The organism is Pseudomonas sp. BN606 (genome assembly GCF_029873115.1).
Taxonomy (GTDB): Bacteria; Pseudomonadota; Gammaproteobacteria; order Pseudomonadales; family Pseudomonadaceae; genus Metapseudomonas.
Map to the genome: position 1 here is coordinate 239,694 of NZ_SSOF01000075.1, position 21,129 is coordinate 260,822.

Consider the following 21,129-nt stretch of genomic DNA (forward strand, 5'->3'; position numbering starts at 1 on the left):
CCCACACGGATGGAACGCTTAGATGCTGCCAGCCATGGCGTGGACTGCCGATGACGTGCCACTTGCATCGCCTTCGGCGAGCCCGAGTCCGCGGCGCAGATCATTGACCAGCCCCGACATCTCACTGAGGTGGCCGACGCCGCCATAGATGTAGAAGTCGGGCCGTACCAACACGGCTTGCAGTCCAGCGGCACGCATGAACCGGTGGTACTTCCCTGATTGGTCACAGCAGGTACCCGGCGCACCATTTTCCGAAAGGCGGACACTGCGAACCCCGAGGCGATCGAGGAAGCTGCGTTGCTCGTTGTCCAGGGCGTGCAATGGATCATCGCCGATGCTGATCAGGTGGAAACCACGGCCAAAGGCATCGTCGAAACGCATCTCCCGGCCTTCGAGCTCGATGCGGCCATGCACACTGAGGGTTCCCGCCGGTCCGGCCGGCAGACCATTGCGGGCCTTGTGTACCAGGCCATCCACCAGGCCTGGGAACGGCGGCAGCGGTGGTACCCGGCCAGAGAGGAAGGCTGCATCGCGTTCGGCGGCCTTCTGCGGATCGGACACGCAGACCACCTTGCCCATCTCCACCGAGGCATCGATCACCGCCCGTATCTGCGGTTTGCGCTCCGGGGTATAGCCATCCAGCAGGTCGTCGCGGCAGATGCCCCGCAGCACCAGGTCGAGTCGCCAGGACAGGTTCCAGGCATCACGGATGCCCGAGCACATGCCCTGCCCCATGAACGGTGGCATCAGGTGCGCGGCATCACCGGCCAGCAGCACCCTCCCCTTGCGCCAGGTCTCGGCGATACGCGAACGGAACTGGTAGACCGCATGACGTATGAGCGTGGCGGTGTCCGGGGTGACCCACGGCGACAGCAATTCCCAGACCTTGTCCAGGTCCTGCAGTTCTTCCAGGGTCTCGTTGGGTAGGCGCATGAACTCCCAGCGACGATACCCTGGCCCGCCGGGCACCATGGTGGTCGGACGCGCCGGATTGCACCACTGGCCAATATCCGGCACGTCGAGCTCCACGCCGGGATTGGGCTGAAGGTCGACCACGAGCCAATCTTCCTGGAAGCCCAGGTCCTGCCAGTCGATGCCCAGTTCGCGGCGCACGATGCTGTTGGCGCCGTCGGCACCGATCACGAAACGGGCGCGTACCCGCTCCAGTTCGCCAACGTCGCTCTCACCGTCACGCGGAGTGCCGCGCACCTGCAACTCGGCGTAATCGGCGACCTGAGAGATGCCCAGCACCTCGTAGCCCTGGTGGACCGCGACGCTGCCGAGGGACTTCGCCTTCGAGTCGAGGATGGCTTCCAGCGCAGGCTGGTTGAACAGGTAGCCGAAGGGGCCGTCACTGATGGACTCGGCGGACCAGTCAATCTCCACCAGGACCTTCCAATCGGCGTTAAACCACTGATAGCAAGCCGATGGTTGCGAGATAGGCTGAAGTGCTTCCTCCAGACCCATCATGCGGAACACACGACGGATCTCATGGTCGTGGAATACCGCTCGCGGCAGCGGGTAGAGCGATTGCCAGCGCTCGTAGACGGCCACTTGGTAGCCCATGCGCCCAAGCAGGATGGCCAGAGTCTGGCCCACGGGGCCGTAGCCTACGATTGCAACGTCGAGAATCTTGTTGTTATTCATGCTGAACCTCATGTTTCGATAGACCAGCCGATCCCCGTCAGCCTGCGCGAGGCGCAGGCGTTTCGTACTTGGATCGGTGCGAAGGAGCGCTAGGACTTGACCGGCGCTTCAGCGGCCTCGGTGTTGACGATGAAGTAGTCGGGAACGCCGGGGCCCCAGAGGTACAGGGAGTTCTCCGGCGGGAAATCACCCGCGGGCCAGTCAGTGCCGGCATCGATGAAGTCCATGTCCGCGGAGTACTCGCAAAAAGAGCCCCACGGATCACGCACGTAGTGGAAGTAGTTCGACCCCAGGCAATGGCGCCCGGTCCCCCACCCCTCGCGGTATCCCTCGTTGGCCATCTGCTCGGCGCCATTGCCGACCTGGTCGACACTGTCGACCTCCCAGGCGGCATGGTGGAAACCTCTCGCGCTGCTCTTGCAGAACGCCACCAGATGGTGGTCACAGCCATGCCGGGCATGGGTGAACGCGATGATGTCCTGGGAGTGGTCGGAGAGCTTGAGCCCCAGCGCCTGCTCGTAGAAAGCCACCGCACGCGGGACGTCGGGACTGAACAGCAGAACGTGAGATAGGCGCCGTGGCCGCACCTGAGGGACTGCGTCACGGGTGCCGGCGCCACGCAGGCCCTTGGCAGTGGTAGCCGTCTGGGCCCGACCATCGGGCATGAACTTGGCGCCGACCTTGACCTGCACCAGGTTGCCGTCAGGGTCGCGGAACCAGAAACCGACTCCGTCGCCCACCTCGAAGCGCGCACCCGCATCCTCTGCCTGATGTCGAAGGACGGTGAAATCCTGCTCGAAGCAATTGAAGCTCAGATAAGCGAGCGACTTGCGCTCGCCGGGTAGCATGCGTGCCCACGGGTGACCGTCGGCGGCACACAATTGAAGGCCATCGCCAAGCGGTTCGACCTCGAGGCCGAAGCAACTGAAAAAACGTCGCGCATCGTCGAGCGAGGGCACGAACAGCGCATAGTGATCGATCGAATGTACGCCACGGGTCGTGATGTTCATGATCGCCTCCTCAATCTTGTTGTAGTCGAAGCCCCGGAGTGGGGGCCTCGCTTCTGTCGGATCGGCCGGATTCAGGCCTCGTCGACCACCGGGTTGACCAGGCTGCCGATACCTTCTATCGACACCTCGACCACGTCGCCAGCCTTCAGGTAAACCTTGGGGTCCATTCCGAAGCCAACCCCGGCCGGCGTCCCACTGACGATCACGTCGCCGGCCTCAAGGGTTACCGCTTCGCTCAAGGTCGAGATGATGGTGGCAACATCAAACAACATGTCGTTGGTGTTGGCGGACTGCACCACCTTGCCATTGACCCTGGTCTGCAGCAGCAGGCCTTTGCCCCCGGCCGGCAGCTCGTCGGCGGTGACCAGGTCAGGCCCGAAGGCGCCGGTATCGTCGAAGTTCTTGCCAACCGTCCACTGCGGCGACTTGAACTGGTACTCACGCACTGAACCCTCGTTGAACAGGGCATAGCCGGCGACGCAATCGAGTGCCTTGTCCTTCGGAATGTGGCGACCACCGCTCTTCAGCACCACTGCCATCTCGCCCTCGTAGTCGAGGGTGTCGGAGACGCGGGGACGGATCAGCGGCTTGTTGTGCGCGATCAAGCTGCTGTTGAAGCGCGGGAACAGGGTCGGGTAGTCCGGCTGGGCGTAGGGCGACTCCTTGGTGTGGTCGGCGTAGTTCAGCCCTACACAGACGATCTTGCCCGGCTTGCGCATCAGGGGCAGGTAATCCTGCTCGCCAACCTGCACCACATCCCCCTTGGCTTGTTCGCCATAGGTAGTCAGATCCACGCCGCGCTCCAGCAGCGACTCCAGGGGCTCTTCACCCAGCACCCTGACACCTTCGGCAGTGCGCACGCCCAGCACGGCGCGGCCTTGTTGGTTGAAATACACGTAACGCATGGATCTGGACCTCTTGTTGTGATTGCGACAACCGTCAGGCAGGACGGTATGGGCACAAAGCTAAACCCCACAAAATATATCGTCAACGATAAAATATATTTTTCTGTGAATTTCTATGAAACACGGTGGCGTGTATGATTTCCCAGGAGATCGTCATGCACCGGAATTCGTCATGAACCAACCCGCACGCTGGACGGAAACGGCCGACACCACAGACAAGCGCACCATGGCCTCCCAGCTGGAGGCTCGGGTCCGCGAAGACATCATCAACGGCAGGCTCGCACCCGGCAGCAAACTGCGATTGAAGGAACTTGCCGAGTCGTACGAGGCCGGCGTCATTCCATTGCGCGAGGCACTGTCGCGCCTAGCCGCCACGGGCTTCGTAACCTCCGCCGACCAGAAGGGTTTCAGTGTCGGACGCATCTCCGCCAAGGAGATCCGCGACATCACCAACACCCGGTTGCACATCGAATGCCAGGCGCTTCGGCTGTCCATCGCCAATGGCGACCTGGACTGGGAAAGTCGCCTGATCGCCGCTCACCACCGACTGGACCGTCTGCCCGTGGTGGAAGGGCCTGAACGCCTGCTGCGTCCCGACTGGGAGCAAGCCCACGAGGCCTTCCACGCCGCCCTGCTTTCCAACTGCAACTCGCCCTGGCTTCTGCGGTTCGCCAACATGCTGCGCGACCAGACCGCGCGCTACCGGGTACTGTCTATGCATTACAGCGACAGCGCCGATCGCGATGTTCCAGCGGAACACCGCGAGATCCTCGACGCGGCGCTTGCTCGGGACGCGGACAGAGCCTGTGCGCTTCTCGCCGAGCATTACGAGACCACCACTCAGAACGTTATGAAGCACGAGCAACTGGCCACCGACCGTGGCTGAACGCTCACAGAGCATCGGCACACCCAGTGGCCGACCATCCCCCGTTCACGCAGGCCTCGCAGGAAAGCAAAACAATCGGTACGCGGCAGTTCGATGGGTTGCATGGTCCGCCTCCTGATTATCTCGCCGTTCCGGTTGCTGATTTGGGGCGGTGGGTCTGGTTCAAGCGCTCTTGGCGGATCGTTCGCCAAGACGTGGGAACAGCGAACGGGCGTTACTGCGTGCGATGCCTTCGTGCTCGGCGATGGTTAAGCCTTTCAGGTTGCGCACACCTTTGACATTCGCGTCCACTCCAGCCGGGGGAGTAAACGGAAAATCGCTGCCAAAAAGTATGTGGCTCGTGGAAGTCAGGCGACGCAGGCTCTCTACGGCTCCATCGTGTGCCGAACCGGCGAGGTCGTAGTACAGGGAACTGAGTACTTTGCGCACTTCCTCGGCACCGCCTGCGGGCTTTTTCTCCAGGAACGGGAGAGTCGAGAACATGGCAATGCGATGTGCGAGCGCGGGCAATGCACCTCCAGCGTGCGGCACGATCATGCGGATGTTCGGATAGCGAGTCAGAGTTCCGGCAAACAGAAGGTCAGTGACGGTACGCGCGGTGTCCATGGGGAATTCGAGAATCGGTGCTGGGCGTCCCAGCCCGACAGACTCGAAGCAGGCGGGTGATGTCGGGTGCAGGAACAGAGTGGAATTGCGCTTGTCCAGTGCAGCAAACAGGGGGTCGAGCTTCGGATTGCCCAGGTAGACGCCATCGGTGTTGCTCTCGACGATCACGCCATCCAGCTTGAGGTGGTCAAGCGCGTATTCCAACTCAGTCATGGCGTCATCTAGATCCTCCATGGGGAGGGTCGCAAAGGCCCCAAAACGCCCAGGGTTCCGCTTGACCACATCTGCTGCGAACTCGTTGAGGTAACGAGCCATCTTGCGCCGTGCCGCACGCTCCTTGAGAAAACCAACGGAGGGCGATGTCACCGAAAGCATCACTGCGTCGATATTGTGTTTGGCCATGTGATCCAACGCGGCTTGCTCGGACCATTTCGGTACCGGGAAGCCCCCATCCAGCTTGACCAGTCCCGCATCAGCCAGTGCCTGTGCATAGAGCGGCGGTAGGTAATGGGTATGCACATCTATCAGGCCACAATTGCATACGCTCCCATTCTCCTCATGACTATTGCCTTGCGCCTTGGTCAAGCCGGCTGCGCCAATCGCTGTCGCAGCCACAGCCGTGGAGGCAGTCGCGAGGAAAGAACGTCGGGTGGGTTTGTACATTTCGAGCACTCCTCTTGTTGTTTGCGCGGAGTGTCGATCAGGGGGAACCCTCTGAAAAGATGGCAATTTTGTGCTAGTGATACCGCATTGTTATCACCACATTTAAGGCTATCGAATGAAGATCAATCAGTTGCGCGACATCGTCACCGTCGCTGAAAAAGGCGGCCTTCGGGCCGCGGCTCGGCATCTTGGTCTTGCACAACCTGCCATTACCCGAAGCATTCGCGAAGCCGAGCGCGAACTGGGCACCACGTTGTTCGAGCGACGGACGACCGGCATCGTCCCCACTGAAATTGGGCGTCACTACCTGCAACGAGCCCGAGCGATCCTGCTGGACATGGAGCGGGCTCGCGACGAAGTGCGCCAGATGCTCGGCGAGCAGGTCGGTAGCGTTTCCTTCGCACTGTCCACGGTGTCTCACCTCGCGTTACTGCCCATGGCGCTCGATGCCTTCAGACAACGCTATCCTGACGTGCGTTTGAACCTGGTAGAGGGACTGCTGCCTCGGGTTCAGGCGGGATTAGAATCAGGTGAGCTGGACTTCTACATCGGCCCCCTGAGCGAACATGCGCTACCCAAATCCTTGGGAGCGGAGTTGCTCTTCGAGCAGTTGAGGGTCGTCCTGGGCCGGCGCGGCCACCCGTTGTCCGAAGCACGGAGTCTGGCGGAATTGGTAGATGCACGCTGGATCAGCACTTCAGTCACTGAAACGACCGATGCCGAACTCGGGCCACTTTTTGCCCGTCATGGTCTGCCCTCCCCGCGCGTAGACCTGCATGCGCAATCAGCCTTCAGCATGCTGATGGCAGCAGCCAGCTCAGACCTCCTCTGCATGCTGCCAGAGCAGTTTCTCCGTTACCCAGCTACCCAGCAGACCTTGAGCCATATTCAAGTGCGCGAAGTCCTTCCAGCGCCATCCGTGTATGCAGTACGTCGCTCTCAGGTCGTGCTGACTCCAGCTGCGCAGTTCCTGCATGAATTGTTGGCACGCGCAGCTAACCTCTCTCGGCGATAGGTTGAGTAGCTAACGGTCATGACAGGCAGCTGTTGGCCGGTTAGCGACCATGCACTATGACTGATCCATCTTTGTCCTCCCTCAACGTGGAGGACAAGCCATGAGCACCATTGCTACCCAGGGCCATCAGCCTTGGAACAAGGGAAAGCTTGTTGGGCAGAAAGCCCCGCTTCGACTCAGGGATATTTGGGCTATCCGGGTAAGACTCCAGCTCGCGGAGAAAACCCGGGATCTGGCTCTTTTCAATTTGGCAATCGACAGCAAACTGCGAGCCTGCGACTTAACCAAGCTGCGTGTACGAGACGTAGCCCACGGTGACCATGTGTCGTCACGAGCCATCGTGATGCAGCAGAAGACTCAGCGCCCAGAGCAATTTGAGATCACCGAGCAATCCCGAACGGCACTGGAGGCTTGGATGCATCAGGCCCAACTCCGCAGCGAAGACTGCCTGTTTCCGAGCCGCGTGCACCACATTGAGATCGATGACGCCTTGGAAATGGCGGAGCAGTCAGAGGTCTAACCATTCACAGCGACGGTCGAGGCAAGACCGCCGCTATCCAGCCAGGAGTAGCCACTCACGTCAGACTGCTTTCAATCCATTGCAGCCGTTTAAACGTGTCTACGAGATCAGGGGCGATTCAAAATTCCGATTAGAGTCAAAGGCAGCCTCAATATCCCCCTCCCCTTGCCCTCCCTCTTCTCCATCCCTATCCTGCCCCGGCCACGGTCAATCCCGTGGCCGGGTTTGGCGACCCGTTACTAACAGGCGCGACAGCGCCATAAGGTGTTTGCGAGAACAGCGAATGTTTTCGTAGGCCCCCGCACGATTGCAGAAAAGCTGCATCGCTTTATGGCAGATCGCGCGGGGAGACCTTCGGGTCTGCCGGGGCCTGTTAGCCGGTTCGCCAACCCTGCGCGGTCTGCCACCTCCGTTTGGCGACGTTGATGGCAGTTCCTAACCAGCTGACAGGAGCTCCACCATGCACGACGCATACGCCCCCATCGTTTTCCATCATCACAACCTCCGCCTGCGCGCCCTGATGATCGACAATCAGCCCTGGTTCGTCGCCCAAGACTTTGCCCAGTTGATGGGTGTCCGCAATTCCCTCCGCTTGCTCCATGCCCTGGAACGCTTTGAAAAGCGCACCATCCTGCTCGCGAACGTATGCGGCTTTCATGAGGAAGTGGAAGCCATCAGCGACGCCGGTGCCTACAAGGTGCTGTTTCGCTTCGCCCGGCCGGAGCATGTCGACATCAGTCGCTGGCTGAGCGAGGTGCTGGTGCCGGCGCTGCATGACTATCACCGTGACCCGAGCGCGGCGCCGCGACGGTGCTTTATCAGCTGGGCCAACCGGCAGGTTGGTGTAGTGCGCTGGCAGCGGGAGTTGTGGGTGGCTTGGCGGGATTTGCCGGCGTTTATTGCTGAGGGCAAGGAGGTGTTGCCGTGAGGTTTCTTCGCGACTGAAGTCGCTCCCACAGGGCCGGGCCTTCAAGTTCGAGCAGAATTTGAGGGTCCTCACCCCCGCCCTCTCCCAGGGGGGAGAGGGGGTTGGTCCTGAGCGGTGGGTGAGTGGGGGCGAGGCTCGGGCAATTGCGTTGCCCCCACAGGGCTACCGATTGGGGATCGATTGCCCTCACCCCTGGAAAGGCGGCTGTCGTGCCTGCCAAGCGCCTTCATGGCATTCCTCATGCCATCCACTAGAGTTCCATTTACATCCCGCCCGTCCAGGACATCAGCGCGTGTGCGTCGCGTAGTTGAGGTCATGGCTGCTGCGGTCCGATGCCGGTGCCGATTGGTGCTCGTTCCTCGTGCTTGGCTGTGATCTCGACGTAAGCGCCTGCCGGTGACCTCGATCCTGCATCTGGTAGGAATCACGACCATGGCCATCCAGCAACTGATCAAAACCACCGCCCTGTCCCGTCGTTCCCTGATGTTGAAAGGCGCCGCACTGACGGCCCTCACGATGTTCCGGCCAATGGCGGCGTTTTCTCAGTCCGCCGAAAAGCCGCTTGCGGCTGACGCGCTGCGCCCCTTCCGCGCCAGTGTTCCGCAGTCGGCGCTGCAGGACCTTCACCGCCGCCTTGCCGCAACCCGCTGGCCTGATCGGGAAACCGTCGACGACCGTTCCCAGGGGGTGCCACTCGCCAAGCTGCAAGCGCTGGTGCGCTACTGGGACGGCAGCTACGACTGGCGCAAGGCCGAAGCCAAACTCAACGCCTTTCCCCAGTTTCTGACCAGCATCGACGGCCTGGACATCCACTTCATTCACGTCCGTTCCCGCCATGCGGACGCGTTGCCGCTGATCATGACCCACGGCTGGCCCGGCTCCATCTTCGAGTTGCTGAAAGTCATAGGTCCGCTGACCGATCCCACGGCACATGATGGCGCGGCCAAGGATGCCTTTCACCTCGTGCTGCCCTCCATTCCCGGCTTCGGCTTTTCCGGCAAGCCCACCAGCACGGGCTGGAACCCCGATCGCATCGCCCGCGCCTGGGATGCGCTGATGAAGCGACTCGGCTACAGCCGCTACGTGTCACAGGGTGGCGACTGGGGCGCCATCATTTCAGATGCCATGGGGCGCCAGGCCCCCGCTGGCCTGCTTGGCATCCACGTCAATCGGGTGGAGCGTGCGACCACCCTTCCACCCGAGGTGGCGAAGGCGCTGAAGTGCGGCGACCCTGCTCCGGCGAATCTGAATGCAGAAGAACGGGAAGTGTTCGATACGGCCAGGGAGTTCCTCGGCAAGGGATTCGGCTTCGCTGCCATCATGGGAACCCGGCCGCAGACCCTCGGTTACGGCCTGGCCGATTCACCGGCGGGACTGGCGGCCTGGTTCTACGACAAGTACGGCGAATGGGTGTTCAGCCGTGGCGAGCCGGAACGTGCCTTCACCCGCGACGAAATGCTCGACAACATCTCCCTCTACTGGCTGACCAACACGGCAACCTCGAGCGCACGCATCTACTGGGAGAACGCTGCTAACGCCCCCTCCATGGCTCCGATCAACATTCCCGCCGCGGTGACCATTTTCCCCGGCGAGGTGTACAAACCGCCGAAGAGCTGGGCCGAGCGGGCCTACCACAACCTCGTCTACTACCAGCGCGTCGACAAGGGCGGGCATTTCGCTGCCTGGGAAGAACCGGATCTGTTCAGCCGCGAGGTGCGTGCCGCTTTCAGTTCCCTGCGCTGACTGCATCAGCCAAATGCCTGCTTCGCGATGATTTCAGCACTGCAGCCAATCGTCGCCATGCATACTTCCTCGTCAGGTTGCAGGCACGAAGCGGTGAAGCATGGACAGGTTCCAGGAAATGAAAGTGCTGGTGGTGGTGGCGGAAGCGGGAAGTTTCGCGGCGGGCGCGAAGCAGTTGGGTCTCTCGCCGCCCAGCGTGACCCGTGCGATCGCGGCGCTGGAGGCGCGGCTCGGCACTTTGCTGCTGGCGCGCAGCACGCGCAGCGTCCGGCTGACCGAGGCCGGCCGGCGCTACGTGGAAGACTGCCGGCGCATCCTGCTGGAGCTGGAGGAAGCGGAGGAGTTGGCCTCCGGCAGCGCTCTGCGCCCACGCGGCAATCTCACCGTGACCGCCCCCGTGATCTTCGGCGAGCTGTACATGGTGCCGTTGATTGCCGATTACCTCGCCGCCCATGCCGAGGTGACGATCAACGCCATGCTGGTGGATCGGGTGGTGAACATGATCGACGAAGGTGTGGACGTCGCCCTGCGCATCGGCCAGCTACCCGAGGGCGACCTGACCTCGCTGAAGGTCGGTGAAGTCCGCCAAGTGATCTGTGCTGCTCCGGCCTTCCTCGAATCGGCTGGAAGGCCCGCGACACCTGCCGATCTGCTCGGCGCGCCGGTGGTGATGTCCTCGGCCAGCTCACTGCTGACCGACTGGCAGTTCATCGGACCTGAAGGGCCCATTACCCAGCGCCCCCAGGCACGCTTCGTGGTCAGTTCGAATAATGCGGCGATCCACGCCGCACGCAGGGGCTGGGGCTATACCCGGGTGCTGTCCTATCAGGTTGCCGAAGCCGTCGCCCGAGGCGAGCTGGAAATCGTCCTCGAGCAGTACAGCATCCCGCCGCTCCCCATTCACCTGCTGCATCAGGGCGGCACGCGGGTATCCGCCAAGGTCCGCACCTTCGTCGACCATTGCTTCGAGCGCCTGCGCAACGATCCGGCGCTGCAGGCCATTGCGGCGGAGTAGTGCCTTGGGCCGTTACCGGGAAATGGAAGTGTTCGACGCCGTGGCGCGGGCCGGTAGCCTTGCCGCCGGGGCCCGGCTGCTCGGCCTGTCCACGGCGACCGTGATGCGCATGGTCACCGCGCTTGAGACGCGCCTGCAGACCACGCTGCTGCTGCGGGGGCCGCGCGGCATCGGTTTGAGCGTCACCGGGGAAGCCTTCGCTGCGAGCAGTCGGCAGCTCCTGCAGGAGATCGCCGAAGCGGAGAGTTCGGTGACTGGCCTGCACGCGCACCCGGCCGGGCAGTTGACCATTTCGGTGCCGCTGCTGATGACCCACCAGGTTTTCGCGCCCATCGCCCTCGATTACCTGGCAGCCTTCCCTGACGTGCGCCTGATCGCCCAGACCCACGAAGACGTGCCCCATCTGTTGGAAGACGGCATCGATGTCGCCCTGGTAATCGGCCACCTGCCCGATTCCTCGGACTTCGCCTTGCCGGTGGGAATGGTGAACCCCATCGTCTGCGCGGCACCGGACTACCTGGCTCGCCAGGGGCGGCCGAACACGCCCGACGATCTCAAGGCGCATCTGATCATTGCCACCGGCGCCATGAGCGAGTGGCGCTTCCTCCACCAAGGGGCGCCGCGCTCGGTACGCCTGGCCCCGCGGCTGACCTGCAGTACCCGCAACGCGGCGATCCGCGCCGCCACCCTGGGCCTGGGGCTGACGCGCTGCATGAGCCATGAGGCGCATCAGGAGTTGCAGGAAGGCCGGCTTGAAGCGGTGCTGGAAGACTTCGCGGCTCCCGGCCTGCCGGTAGGACTGATCTACCGCGAGGGCCGCCGCGCCGCCGCGCGGGTCAGGACCTTCCTCGACTTCGCGGTGCCCCGCTTGCGCGCCCATCCGGCCCTGCGCGGCTGAGCCTTGGCGCCATTCTTTCGGATTCTGAAATGCTGGATTGTCCTGACTGGTGATTCTGCTGCTGCTCGTCACGGCGCAGGATGCATCCGTCAGCGCGAGAACCCCGACCCGGTCCGACTCGGCGCTGCCTCCCCCCACCCGATTCGGAGTCGCTGCCATGTCCCGCCCCATCAAGCTCTTCCGCCATCCGCTTTCCGGCCACGCGCACCGCGTCGAGCTGCTGCTCTCACTACTGGAGCTGCCCACCGAGCTGGTCTTCGTCGACCTCGCCAAGGGTGCCCATAAGCACCCCGAATTCCTCGCCCTCAACAGCTTCGGCCAGGTACCGGTAATCGACGATAACGGCACCATCGTCAGCGACTCCAACGCCATCCTCGTCTACCTGGCGAAGAAGTACGGCAACAACTGGCTGCCCGAAGACCCACTGGGGGCGGCGCGCGTGCAGCGCTGGCTGTCGGTAGCCGCCGGCCTGGTTGCCTTCGGCCCGGCAGCAGCGCGGTTGAACACGGTGTTCGGCGCCAACTTCAACACCGAGGAAGTCCTCACCCGCGCCCACACACTGTTCCAGGTGATGGACAGCGAGCTGGCGAAGACCCCCTTCCTCGCTGGCGATGCCGCGACCATCGCCGATGTTTCGAACTACGCCTACATCGCACACGCGCCGGAAGGCAACGTGTCGCTGCAGGACTACCCGAACCTGCGTGCCTGGCTGGCCCGGATCGAGGCGCTCCCCGGTTTCGTCCCCATGCAGCGCACCGCCGCGGGCTTGCAAGCCGGTTGAAACAGCCGTCCGCTGCCGGGAATCCGGCAGCCTTCCAACGAGGTGTCTGCCATGGACCATCTTCCCAAGCACCGCCACTCGCCCTGGCATGCCGGTGAAAAGGCGCTCCAGGAACGCGTCGGTGTCTCCGAGCGTATGGAAGTCTTCGGTCAGCGAGTAATCCGCGACTACATGCCCGATCAGCACCGTGACTTCTATCATCAGCTGCCGTTCATGGTCGCCGGCGCGGTGGATGACCAGGGACGCCCCTGGGCGACGCTGCTCGAAGGGCCAGAAGGCTTCGTCACCTCGCCCGATCCCCGGCGTCTGGTGCTGGCCACCAAACCAGACGGCCAGGACCCAGCCGCCAGCGGCCTGCAAGCCGGCGGCGCCATCGGCATGCTGGGCATCGAGCTGCACACACGTCGGCGCAACCGCATCAACGGCATCCTGCAGCGAGTCGAAACGGACCATTTGGAGGTCGCCGTCGAGCACTCCTTCGGCAACTGCCCGCAGTACATCCAGCAGCGCGCCTATACCCGCGACGAACAACGGAACGGCGAGCGCAACCCGCGTCAGGACTTCCTGGCGCTGAACGAGACGCTGGCGGACATGATCCGCAAGGCCGACACCTTCTTCGTTGCCAGCTACGTCGAACACGAGGACGGGCAACGCTCGGTGGATGTTTCCCATCGCGGCGGTCGGCCCGGCTTCGTCAAGGTCACGGGCAATCGCCTGACCATCCCGGACTACGCCGGCAACCTGCACTTCAACACCCTGGGCAACCTGCAGCTCAACCCGATCGCCGGATTACTTTTCGTCGACTTCGCCAGCGGCGACGTGCTGCAACTGTCCGGGACCACGGAACTGATATTCGACAGCCCGATGATCGCCGCCTTCGAGGGCGCCGAGCGTCTCTGGAACTTCGACGTGCAGCAGGCCGTGCTACGGCCGCACGCCTTGTCGATCCGTTGGGATTTCCAGGAGTACGCGCCAACCAGCCTGATGACCGGCACATGGGCCGAGACCGACGAAAAGCTGCGCCAGCGCGAACAACGCCAGCAGTGGCAGGAATGGCAAGTGGCTCGCCTGGAACAAGAGAGCCAGGACATCCGCTCCTTCTACCTCCAGCCCCCAGACGGCGCGACGGTGAGCTTCACACCGGGTCAACATCTGCCGCTGCGCATTCCCGCGGGTAACGGCGAAGACGTACTGATCCGCACCTACAGCCTCTCCAGCGCGCCGTCGGACGGCCACCTGCGCATCAGCGTCAAGGCACAAGGGAGGGCCTCACGCCACCTGCACGAACAGCTCCAGGTCGGCGACCGGCTGCAAGTACGCGTCCCCATGGGCAACTTCACCCTTGCCGGCGACACCGAGCGGCCCGTGGTGCTGATCGGCGCGGGCGTTGGCATTACCCCACTGATCTCGATGCTGCGGGAACTCGTTGCGCAGAACGAATCACAGGGTCGCAACCGCCGCATCTACCTGTTCCAGTCCGCGCGGACCTTGCAGCAACTGCCCTTTCAACAGGAGATCGAGGCGCTGCGCCAGCGTTGCCCTGACTTGTTGCGGGTGCGCCGTGCGCTGAGCAATCCGGGCGAGGACGCCATTCAGGGGCGCGACCATGAGCTGACCGGACGCATCGACATCGCGGAGATCAAGTCCCACCTGCCACTGGACGACTACGACTTCTACTTTTGCGGGCCGGGGAGTTTTACCCAGGCCATCTACGACGGTCTGCGCGCGCTGAACATCGCCGATGGGCGCATCCACGCCGAAACCTTCGGCCCCTCGACACTGCAACGCAATGACGACGCGCAACCACCAAAGCCCGCCCAGCCGCCGGCGGCATCATCACCGGTGCCGGTGTACTTCTCCGCCTCGGCCAAGGAAGCCCGCTGGAAACCGGATAGCGGCAGCCTGCTGGAACTGGCGGAAAGCCGTGGGCTGTCTCCCGACTTCAGCTGCCGCGGCGGCTCATGCGGCACCTGCCGCACACGAGTGCTCAGCGGGCAGGTGCACTATCCCAACCCCCCGGCAGAAATGCCGGAAGCGGGCACGGCGCTCATCTGCTGCGCCGTGCCGGCGGAAGATGAAAGCGGCGTGCAGCCACTGGTCCTGGATATCTGATGAGGAACGCAGGCATGACCACAGTGCAGAGAGTTCACGAGTAGGCCTGTTCTGCGACGAGATCAAAGTGCGCATGGTCGGTGTCAACGTGCCCCTGCCGATACCGATGGCCTACCACAGCTTCGGCGGCTGGAAGCGCGCCATGTTCGGCGAACTGCACGCCTGCGGTCCGGACGGCGTGCAGCGGGTAGTCCGGCTCGCCAATATCCAATCGCCCCAAAAGCCGGGGTCGCTTCGACAAGCGGATCTTCTTTTATACGAAAGCAAGTACTAATGTAATGTATAAGACATATTTTGTTAGATACTCTACATCATGCACTGGATATCCCTTGTTCTCGCCCTCCCTACTGCCAACGCCACCGCGCGCATGCGCGCCTGGCGGGCGCTGAAAGCCTGCGGCGCCGCAGTGCTGCGGGACGGGGTATATCTGCTCCCTGACAGCGACGCCTGCCGCGAAGCCCTCGCCGACATCGAACGCGACATCCTTTCGATCAATGGCACCGCCTACCTGCTCCCCATCCAGGACCCGCAGGGTGAGCGCTTCATTCCGCTTTTCGACCGCAGCGAGGACTACGCAAGCCTGCGCGCCGAGGTCGACGCATGCCGTGGCCAGCTGACGACCGATAACGCGCTGGGCTCTACCAAGCAAATCCGCAAGCTGCGCAAGGCCTTCGCCCAGCTCGTGACCATCGACTATTTCCCTGGCCGGGCCCGCCAGGAGGTCGACACGGCTCTGCAAGAGCTGGAAACCGCCGTCAGCCGTGCCCTGTCGGCAGACGAGCCATGCAGCCATGACCAGCCCATTCCAGTGCTCAGGCAACAGGACTACCAGGGCCGTAGCTGGGCGACCCGCAAGCGCCCTTGGGTCGACCGCCTGGCCAGTGCCTGGCTGATTCGCCGCTTCATCGATCACGACGCACGCATCCTCTGGCTGGACTCTCCCCATGATTGCCCGGTGGACGCGCTCGGCTTCGATTTCGACGGTGCCACCTTCAGCCACGTCGGCAACCGCGTCACCTTCGAGACCCTGCAAGCCAGCTTCGAGCTGAACGCATTTCCCCTGGAACGGGTCGCTGCCCTGGTGCACTACCTGGATGTAGGGGGCGTTCAGCCGGTGGAAGCAGCTGGCATCGAACGAGTTCTGGCCGGCCTGCGGGAAAGCATCCTTGATGACGATCAGCTGCTGACCGCCGCCAGCGCCATCTTCGATGGCCTGCTGACCGCCTTTGCGAATGAAGAGAAAAACGATGAGTGAGCACACCATGCGTACCGCCGGGCAGACACAAACCGGAACCGCCCCCGTGGGGCTGTTCCAGGCCTTCCTGTTCTGGCTGAAGCTGGGTTTCATCAGTTTCGGCGGACCCGCCGGGCAGATTTCCATCATGCACCAGGAGCTCGTGGAGCGGCGGCGCTGGATCAGCGAGCGACGCTTCCTCCACGCCCTGAACTACTGCATGTTGCTGCCCGGGCCGGAGGCCCAGCAGCTTGCGACCTACATCGGTTGGCTGATGCACCGGACCTGGGGAGGCGTCATTGCCGGCGCGCTCTTCGTATTACCCTCGTTGTTCATCCTGATCGCCCTGTCCTGGGTCTACATCGCCTTCGGTGAAGTGCCGGTGGTCGCCGGTCTGTTTTACGGCATCAAGCCGGCAGTCACCGCCATCGTGGTCCAGGCCGCCCACCGCATCGGATCGCGCGCCCTGAAGAACAACTGGTTGTGGGGCATCGCCGCCGCCTCATTCATGGCCATCTTCGCGCTGAATGTCCCCTTCCCCTTGATCGTGTTGGGGGCTGCCCTGATCGGTTACATCGGTGGTCGTCTCGCCCCGGACAGGTTCGCTCTCGGTGGCGGCCATGGCGCAGCGAAGACCACCTACGGCCCGGCGCTGATCGATGACGACACGCCTACACCCGAGCATGCGCGCTTTCGCTGGTCACGCCTGTTGCTCCTGGTAGCCGTGGGCGCCCTACTCTGGGTGCTGCCGATGGGCGTGCTCACTGCGCTGTTCGGTTGGCAGGGCACCCTGACCCAGATGGGCTGGTTCTTCACCAAGGCCGCGCTGCTCACCTTCGGCGGTGCCTATGCCGTGTTGCCCTACGTGTACCAGGGCGCGGTGGGCCACTACGGCTGGCTGACACCGACTCAAATGATCGACGGCCTGGCCCTGGGGGAAACCACACCGGGGCCGCTGATCATGGTCGTCGCCTTCGTCGGTTTCATCGGTGGCTATGTGCACCCCATGTTCGGCGCCGAACAAGCCTTCCTCGCCGGCACCGTAGCCGCCACCCTGGTTACCTGGTTTACCTTCCTGCCGTCGTTTCTGTTCATTCTCGTCGGCGGACCGCTAGTGGAATCCACCCATGGCGAGATGAAGTTCACCGCTCCACTCACCGGGATCACCGCATCGGTAGTGGGGGTGATCCTCAACCTGGCCCTCTTCTTCGGCTACCACGTGCTCTGGCCCCAAGGCTTCGACGGCCGCTTCGATTGGCCGTCGGCGCTGATCGCCGTGGCAGCAGCGATCGCCCTGTTCCGATACAAGCGGGGCGTCATTCAGGTGTTGCTGGCCTGCGCACTGGTAGGGCTGGTGGTGCATCTGTTGCGTACCTGAGAGGTGTGCGATGAGCCGGATCACGAGTTGTGAATTGATGGAGTGGCAAGCGGCAGGACGCAATTTCACGCTGCTGGATGTGCGCCGCGCAGGTATACGCGCGGCTGATGCGGCGGCCATCCCCGGCTCGCGGTGGCTGGAGCCTGAGTCGGTGTTCGCCTGGAAGGACTCGGTGCCACGGGACAGGCCCGTGGTGCTGTATTGCGCCCATGGCCGCGAAATCAGCCAGGGTATCGCCGCGACCTTGGAAGCCATGGGGCTCGACGCCCGCTACCTGATCGACGGTTTCACCGGCTGGCGCGACGCCGGCCAGCCCACCCAGAGCCTGTAGACACAGGCAGGAGGTGCTGCATGAAATGGGTAACCCGTGAACGTCCGAAGATCGACCGGATCGCCTGTCCCTGGCTCATCACCCGCTTCATCGATCCGCGGCCGGAATTTCTCTACGTACCGGCTTCCGACGTGCTGCGTATAGCTGCCGAGCAGGATGCGGCCCCCTACGATATCCCTGACGTTGAACTCAGCCACGATGGCGAGCTTTGCAGCTTCGATGCCTTCCTGAAAAAGTACGAACTGGATGACCCCGCTCTCGGCCAATTGGCCGCAATAGTGCGCGGTGCCGACACCTCGCGGCTCGATCTCACACCGCAGTCGTCAGGCCTGTACGCCATCTCATTGGGCCTGTCGCACAACTTCGCCAATGACCACGAGATGCTGGAACACGGACTGGTCATCTACGACGCGCTTTACGCCTGGTGCAAGAACTGCCAGGCCGAAACCCACAACTGGCCACCCCGGATGTGAGGTGGCCACCCTCACTCCATGGAACGGAAACTCGAGTGACGGAGAAACGCTCTGATAGGGGCGACTCTCCGTCTACCTGGCAGGCTCCAATCACTCACTGAAGTCAGTTTGGAGTACACCGAAAGTGGCGGCCGGCAATGGCCTGGAAGCAGGCTGCGGCGGTTTGCCCCCCGCCACCTACACTTACTGAGTCATCGATACGGCCTCCCTGCCAGCGATCGGGCAGGGAGGCCGGCCACGGCGTGAGGTTCAGCCTGACGAGGAGAGGAGACGATGAAGACAGTTCGGATGGGCATGCTGGCATTGGCGCTGAGCGTGACCCTGGCGACGGCGTGGGGCGCTGACAAGGTGCCCATGATTACAGGCGAGCAATGGACGCAATCATCGCCGGAGCTCAAGAAAGCCTATCTCATTGGTATTGCCAACGCGTTCGAGGTGGAGGCGGCCTACCACGCGACCAAGCCGCCGTCCGATGAACAGAGTCTGATTCCCCGTTTCGGCAGAGGCCTGAAGGGCCACACGCTCGACACCGTGCGCGATGGACTCGACCAGTGGTATGCCGCCAACCCCGACCGCGTGAAGCGGCCGGTCATCGAGACCATCTGGTTCGAGATGGTCGTGCCCGGCTTGCAGCAGAACAAGTAGCGGAGATGAACATGAAAGGGTTCCAAGCGTTTGCCGCCGTCCTCGTCGCGGCGGGCCTGATCGGTTGCACCTCGATGAGTTCCCAGCAGCAGGGCACCTTGAGTGGTGCCGCTATCGGTGCCGCGGCCGGCGCCGGCATTGCGGCCATCGCTGGCGGTAGCGGCTGGACCGGCGCCGCGGTCGGTGCCGTCGCCGGTGGCGTGGTGGGCAACATCAGAGGCAGCAAGAAGTAGGGATGGCCCTGAGTTGCGTAGCTGCATGGCCGACGATCAACTGATCGCTGACCGGTTCTTAGCGCTTCACGCAGACAAACAATGCATTCCCGGACGTGCCGCCCCAGGGCGTGATCCGTTCATAGTCATGTTCGAAGACGTGGACCTCGAAGTGGGGCTGCAACAGCTGCTGCAGCTCGGTGAAACTCAGGGCGACCATGGCGTGTTCGTCCTGCCAGGCCTGGGTCTCCCCCGCCGTGGTCTTCTCGATGCTGAGGCGCAGTGCCTGCTGCTCGCCCTCGCCGCTGTAGTACCAGCCGGAACCGAAGGTGAAGCAGCTGCCCTCGTGCTCCACGGTATGGCGCACGAATGAGCGGTTATCGATCTGCCGCTTGTCCACCGTGTTGAAGCAGAACACGCCGCCATCCTCAAGCGCTACGTGCACCCTGGCCAGGCACTCCTGCAGCTGTTTCAGCCCGGCGTTGTAGTGGATCGAGTAGAGGAAGCAAGTGATCAGATCCAGCGGCTCGCCCACTCCGAAGCTCGCCATGTCCTGTCGGCTGAACTGTGCCTCGGGGCAGCGCAGCTGGGCGATATCCAGCATTGGCTGATTGATGTCCAGGCCGGCACTGCGGTAACCGAAATCGAGGAAGTGGCGCACGTGCGGCCCGGTGCCACAGGCGAGATCCAGATGCCTGCGCCCCTGATTGCCGAACAACTGGTGCAGCCGGCGTACGCAGTGACTCTGCGCCTGGTAGTCGATGTCGGCGCACATCAGGTCGTAGTAGGCGGACAGGTCGGTGTACAACGCGTTGGAGGACATAAGCAGCCAGAGGGGTTCGACGGAGGTTTCGGCGCAGCATGGTACCTCAGCCCCGAGCACTCCCGCCCGAAAACAGACTTCCCACACCAGAAGCTGCGAGCTGCTCGCCTTGCCAGACTGATGCCCTCCTCCCCAACCGGCGGGCAGATGCCGGAAGCAGCCTGTCTTGCAAGGCTTCTGTCGACCTTCTGAGTCGATCAGGACGTCGAAGCGAAGCGGTCCGACAGGAACTCGATGAACACTCGAGTCCTGGCCGGAACAAAATTACTTGCGACTCTGAGCGCATAGATCGCGGAGTCTGAGGAACGTGAAAAGTCCTGTAGCAGCGGAATCAGGTGACCGGACGCTAGGTCGTCGCGCACCATGAACGCTGGCAGACGAGCTATTCCGACCCCAGCCAGACACACAGTACGAATGGCCTCGACACTGTTGCAGGAAAAACTCCCCTCCAGCCGAATCGCCCGATTGGAAGCTGAACGGAACTCCCAATCGTTGAACCGGCTTTCAAAGTTGAGCTTCAAGCACAGGTGCTCGGACAGGTCGGAGGGCCTGGCGGGCATCCCGTTCAGCTCGAGATAGGTGGGGGATGCGCAAACGACACGTTCATTCGATCCAAGTTTTTGCGCGACAAGGCTTGGGTCGGATAGCGCACCGCTTCTTATCGCCACATCGATGCGTTCGTGCCTGATGTCGACAATGGCATCCGTCAGGGTCAGATCTACTTTTATTTCCGGATAGATCCGCATGAAATCGACGACGGCAGGCACCACATGATGATGGCCGAAGGCATTTGAAGAGGTGACTTTCAACATGCCCCTTGGTGCGTCGGAATCAAGCAATACGGCAGCTTCCAAAGCCCGGATATCTTCGAGGATCGGGCGCGCTTCACGCACATACCTCCCTCCGGCTTCAGTCAGCGTCAACGTCCGAGTCGTGCGCGACAACAACTGCGTGCCAAGCCGATCCTCCAGCCGCTGAACCCGTTTGCTGATGGCCGAGTGGGTCATCCCAAGCTTGCGCGCGGCCGGCGAAAAGCCACCTGCGTCTACCACTGCGACCAGAATCAACATGTCGCTGTACCTGTCCATCCGAGTCCCCCTTTTGTTCCGCTATGGAACAGGTGCTTGGAAAATCCAATGGATTCTAATTTTTTTGTGCACACCAGAGAATCCTCTGGCGGACCGAGATCCCTATTGGTCTCGATGCGCGCCTTGTCTTCTGGTGTCGCGACTTCCGAGCTGACTTGTTCGGGAGCGAAACGAACCAGCATGCAATCAAGTTCATCCAGGATGAGTAGCGACGAA

General features: G+C 62.6%; 21 protein-coding genes and 1 pseudogene. 16 read left to right on the forward strand and 6 right to left on the reverse strand.

Translation table 11 applies throughout. The features are described 5' to 3' along the window. Positions 1-18: 18 nt before the first annotated feature. From E8E75_RS18260 to E8E75_RS18270, 3 genes are all read right to left on the reverse strand, one after another. The gene (locus E8E75_RS18260) at positions 19-1,647 is read right to left on the reverse strand and encodes a bifunctional 3-(3-hydroxy-phenyl)propionate/3-hydroxycinnamic acid hydroxylase (protein ID WP_280359574.1); all 1,629 of its coding nucleotides are present in this window, start codon (positions 1,645-1,647) and stop codon (positions 19-21) included. A gap of 89 nt (positions 1,648-1,736) precedes the next feature. After that, on the reverse strand, positions 1,737-2,657 hold the full coding sequence (locus E8E75_RS18265) for a VOC family protein (RefSeq protein ID WP_280359575.1): 921 nt from the start codon (positions 2,655-2,657) through the stop codon (positions 1,737-1,739). Positions 2,658-2,728: 71 nt separating this feature from the next. Beyond that, entirely contained in the window at positions 2,729-3,562 is an 834-nt protein-coding gene (locus E8E75_RS18270; RefSeq protein ID WP_280359576.1) for a fumarylacetoacetate hydrolase family protein, read from the reverse strand. Between the two features lie 172 nt (positions 3,563-3,734). On the opposite strand from E8E75_RS18270, the gene E8E75_RS18275 reads away from it, so the two are divergent. Further along, a complete protein-coding gene (locus tag E8E75_RS18275; protein WP_280359577.1) occupies positions 3,735-4,448 on the forward strand; it encodes an FCD domain-containing protein in 714 nt (237 codons plus the stop codon). A 162-nt stretch (positions 4,449-4,610) separates the two neighbouring features. Here the strand turns inward: E8E75_RS18275 and E8E75_RS18280 are convergent, their stop codons facing one another. Continuing rightward, positions 4,611-5,717, reverse strand: coding sequence for an amidohydrolase family protein (locus E8E75_RS18280; protein ID WP_280359578.1), 1,107 nt, complete (start codon positions 5,715-5,717; stop codon positions 4,611-4,613). A 115-nt stretch (positions 5,718-5,832) separates the two neighbouring features. Between E8E75_RS18280 and E8E75_RS18285 the strand changes: the two genes are divergently transcribed. The 15 genes and pseudogenes from E8E75_RS18285 (at position 5,833) to E8E75_RS18355 (ending at position 19,023) form a co-directional block, all read left to right on the forward strand. Next, complete coding sequence (locus E8E75_RS18285; RefSeq protein ID WP_280359580.1) at positions 5,833-6,732, forward strand: LysR substrate-binding domain-containing protein; 900 nt, start codon at positions 5,833-5,835, stop codon at positions 6,730-6,732. Between the two features lie 100 nt (positions 6,733-6,832). Further along, positions 6,833-7,252, forward strand: a complete 420-nt coding sequence (locus tag E8E75_RS18290) for a hypothetical protein (RefSeq protein WP_280359582.1) — start codon at positions 6,833-6,835, stop codon at positions 7,250-7,252. A 460-nt stretch (positions 7,253-7,712) separates the two neighbouring features. Beyond that, a complete protein-coding gene (locus E8E75_RS18295) occupies positions 7,713-8,180 on the forward strand; it encodes a BRO family protein (RefSeq protein WP_280359583.1) in 468 nt (155 codons plus the stop codon). A gap of 516 nt (positions 8,181-8,696) precedes the next feature. Then, complete coding sequence (locus E8E75_RS18300; RefSeq protein ID WP_280359620.1) at positions 8,697-9,923, forward strand: epoxide hydrolase; 1,227 nt, start codon at positions 8,697-8,699, stop codon at positions 9,921-9,923. A gap of 100 nt (positions 9,924-10,023) precedes the next feature. Beyond that, positions 10,024-10,938 carry a LysR family transcriptional regulator gene (locus tag E8E75_RS18305; protein WP_280359584.1) on the forward strand — a complete coding sequence of 305 codons (915 nt, stop codon included), beginning with the start codon at positions 10,024-10,026 and terminating at the stop codon, positions 10,936-10,938. Positions 10,939-10,942: 4 nt separating this feature from the next. Next, positions 10,943-11,836: a LysR family transcriptional regulator gene (locus E8E75_RS18310; protein ID WP_280359586.1), complete on the forward strand. Its 894-nt coding sequence runs from the start codon at positions 10,943-10,945 to the stop codon at positions 11,834-11,836. A 157-nt stretch (positions 11,837-11,993) separates the two neighbouring features. Next, complete coding sequence (locus E8E75_RS18315; protein WP_280359588.1) at positions 11,994-12,617, forward strand: glutathione S-transferase; 624 nt, start codon at positions 11,994-11,996, stop codon at positions 12,615-12,617. Positions 12,618-12,668: 51 nt separating this feature from the next. Next, positions 12,669-14,729, forward strand: coding sequence for a pyridoxamine 5'-phosphate oxidase family protein (locus E8E75_RS18320; protein ID WP_280359590.1), 2,061 nt, complete (start codon positions 12,669-12,671; stop codon positions 14,727-14,729). A gap of 46 nt (positions 14,730-14,775) precedes the next feature. Further along, a pseudogene (locus E8E75_RS18325) lies at positions 14,776-14,913 on the forward strand (hypothetical protein); the annotation flags it as partial. A 126-nt stretch (positions 14,914-15,039) separates the two neighbouring features. Further along, complete coding sequence (locus tag E8E75_RS18330; RefSeq protein WP_280359622.1) at positions 15,040-15,984, forward strand: chromate resistance protein ChrB domain-containing protein; 945 nt, start codon at positions 15,040-15,042, stop codon at positions 15,982-15,984. Continuing rightward, positions 15,977-17,341, forward strand: coding sequence for a chromate efflux transporter (gene chrA, locus E8E75_RS18335; protein ID WP_280359591.1), 1,365 nt, complete (start codon positions 15,977-15,979; stop codon positions 17,339-17,341). Before E8E75_RS18330 ends, chrA begins: the two co-directional genes overlap by 8 nt. 10 nt (positions 17,342-17,351) lie before the next feature. Further along, complete coding sequence (locus E8E75_RS18340; protein WP_280359592.1) at positions 17,352-17,672, forward strand: rhodanese-like domain-containing protein; 321 nt, start codon at positions 17,352-17,354, stop codon at positions 17,670-17,672. A gap of 20 nt (positions 17,673-17,692) precedes the next feature. After that, positions 17,693-18,145: a chromate resistance protein ChrB domain-containing protein gene (locus tag E8E75_RS18345; protein ID WP_280359593.1), complete on the forward strand. Its 453-nt coding sequence runs from the start codon at positions 17,693-17,695 to the stop codon at positions 18,143-18,145. Between the two features lie 273 nt (positions 18,146-18,418). Then, entirely contained in the window at positions 18,419-18,790 is a 372-nt protein-coding gene (locus E8E75_RS18350) for a hypothetical protein (protein WP_280359595.1), read from the forward strand. 11 nt (positions 18,791-18,801) lie between these two features. Beyond that, positions 18,802-19,023: a YMGG-like glycine zipper-containing protein gene (locus E8E75_RS18355; protein WP_280359597.1), complete on the forward strand. Its 222-nt coding sequence runs from the start codon at positions 18,802-18,804 to the stop codon at positions 19,021-19,023. A gap of 58 nt (positions 19,024-19,081) precedes the next feature. Here the strand turns inward: E8E75_RS18355 and E8E75_RS18360 are convergent, their stop codons facing one another. Together E8E75_RS18360 and E8E75_RS18365 are read right to left on the reverse strand one after the other, a co-directional pair. Beyond that, entirely contained in the window at positions 19,082-19,825 is a 744-nt protein-coding gene (locus E8E75_RS18360; RefSeq protein ID WP_280359599.1) for a class I SAM-dependent methyltransferase, read from the reverse strand. Between the two features lie 197 nt (positions 19,826-20,022). Beyond that, a complete protein-coding gene (locus E8E75_RS18365) occupies positions 20,023-20,895 on the reverse strand; it encodes a LysR family transcriptional regulator (RefSeq protein ID WP_280359601.1) in 873 nt (290 codons plus the stop codon). Positions 20,896-21,129: the final 234 nt, after the last annotated feature.

Bases quoted from the DNA above. Each gene is read 5' to 3' on its own strand.
- E8E75_RS18280 (WP_280359578.1), bottom strand. From the start codon at position 5,717: ATGTACAAACCCACCCGACGTTCTTTCCTCGCGACTGCCTCCACGGCT.
- E8E75_RS18300 (WP_280359620.1), top strand. From the start codon at position 8,697: ATGTTCCGGCCAATGGCGGCGTTTTCTCAGTCCGCCGAAAAGCCGCTT.
- E8E75_RS18305 (WP_280359584.1), top strand. From the start codon at position 10,024: ATGGACAGGTTCCAGGAAATGAAAGTGCTGGTGGTGGTGGCGGAAGCG.
- E8E75_RS18270 (WP_280359576.1), bottom strand. From the start codon at position 3,562: ATGCGTTACGTGTATTTCAACCAACAAGGCCGCGCCGTGCTGGGCGTG.
- E8E75_RS18315 (WP_280359588.1), top strand. From the start codon at position 11,994: ATGTCCCGCCCCATCAAGCTCTTCCGCCATCCGCTTTCCGGCCACGCG.
- E8E75_RS18320 (WP_280359590.1), top strand. From the start codon at position 12,669: ATGGACCATCTTCCCAAGCACCGCCACTCGCCCTGGCATGCCGGTGAA.
- E8E75_RS18275 (WP_280359577.1), top strand. From the start codon at position 3,735: ATGAACCAACCCGCACGCTGGACGGAAACGGCCGACACCACAGACAAG.
- E8E75_RS18365 (WP_280359601.1), bottom strand. From the start codon at position 20,895: ATGTTGATTCTGGTCGCAGTGGTAGACGCAGGTGGCTTTTCGCCGGCC.
- E8E75_RS18345 (WP_280359593.1), top strand. From the start codon at position 17,693: ATGAAATGGGTAACCCGTGAACGTCCGAAGATCGACCGGATCGCCTGT.
- E8E75_RS18285 (WP_280359580.1), top strand. From the start codon at position 5,833: ATGAAGATCAATCAGTTGCGCGACATCGTCACCGTCGCTGAAAAAGGC.
- E8E75_RS18355 (WP_280359597.1), top strand. From the start codon at position 18,802: ATGAAAGGGTTCCAAGCGTTTGCCGCCGTCCTCGTCGCGGCGGGCCTG.
- E8E75_RS18290 (WP_280359582.1), top strand. From the start codon at position 6,833: ATGAGCACCATTGCTACCCAGGGCCATCAGCCTTGGAACAAGGGAAAG.
- E8E75_RS18265 (WP_280359575.1), bottom strand. From the start codon at position 2,657: ATGAACATCACGACCCGTGGCGTACATTCGATCGATCACTATGCGCTG.
- E8E75_RS18260 (WP_280359574.1), bottom strand. From the start codon at position 1,647: ATGAATAACAACAAGATTCTCGACGTTGCAATCGTAGGCTACGGCCCC.
- E8E75_RS18340 (WP_280359592.1), top strand. From the start codon at position 17,352: ATGAGCCGGATCACGAGTTGTGAATTGATGGAGTGGCAAGCGGCAGGA.
- E8E75_RS18295 (WP_280359583.1), top strand. From the start codon at position 7,713: ATGCACGACGCATACGCCCCCATCGTTTTCCATCATCACAACCTCCGC.
- chrA (WP_280359591.1), top strand. From the start codon at position 15,977: ATGAGTGAGCACACCATGCGTACCGCCGGGCAGACACAAACCGGAACC.
- E8E75_RS18350 (WP_280359595.1), top strand. From the start codon at position 18,419: ATGAAGACAGTTCGGATGGGCATGCTGGCATTGGCGCTGAGCGTGACC.
- E8E75_RS18360 (WP_280359599.1), bottom strand. From the start codon at position 19,825: ATGTCCTCCAACGCGTTGTACACCGACCTGTCCGCCTACTACGACCTG.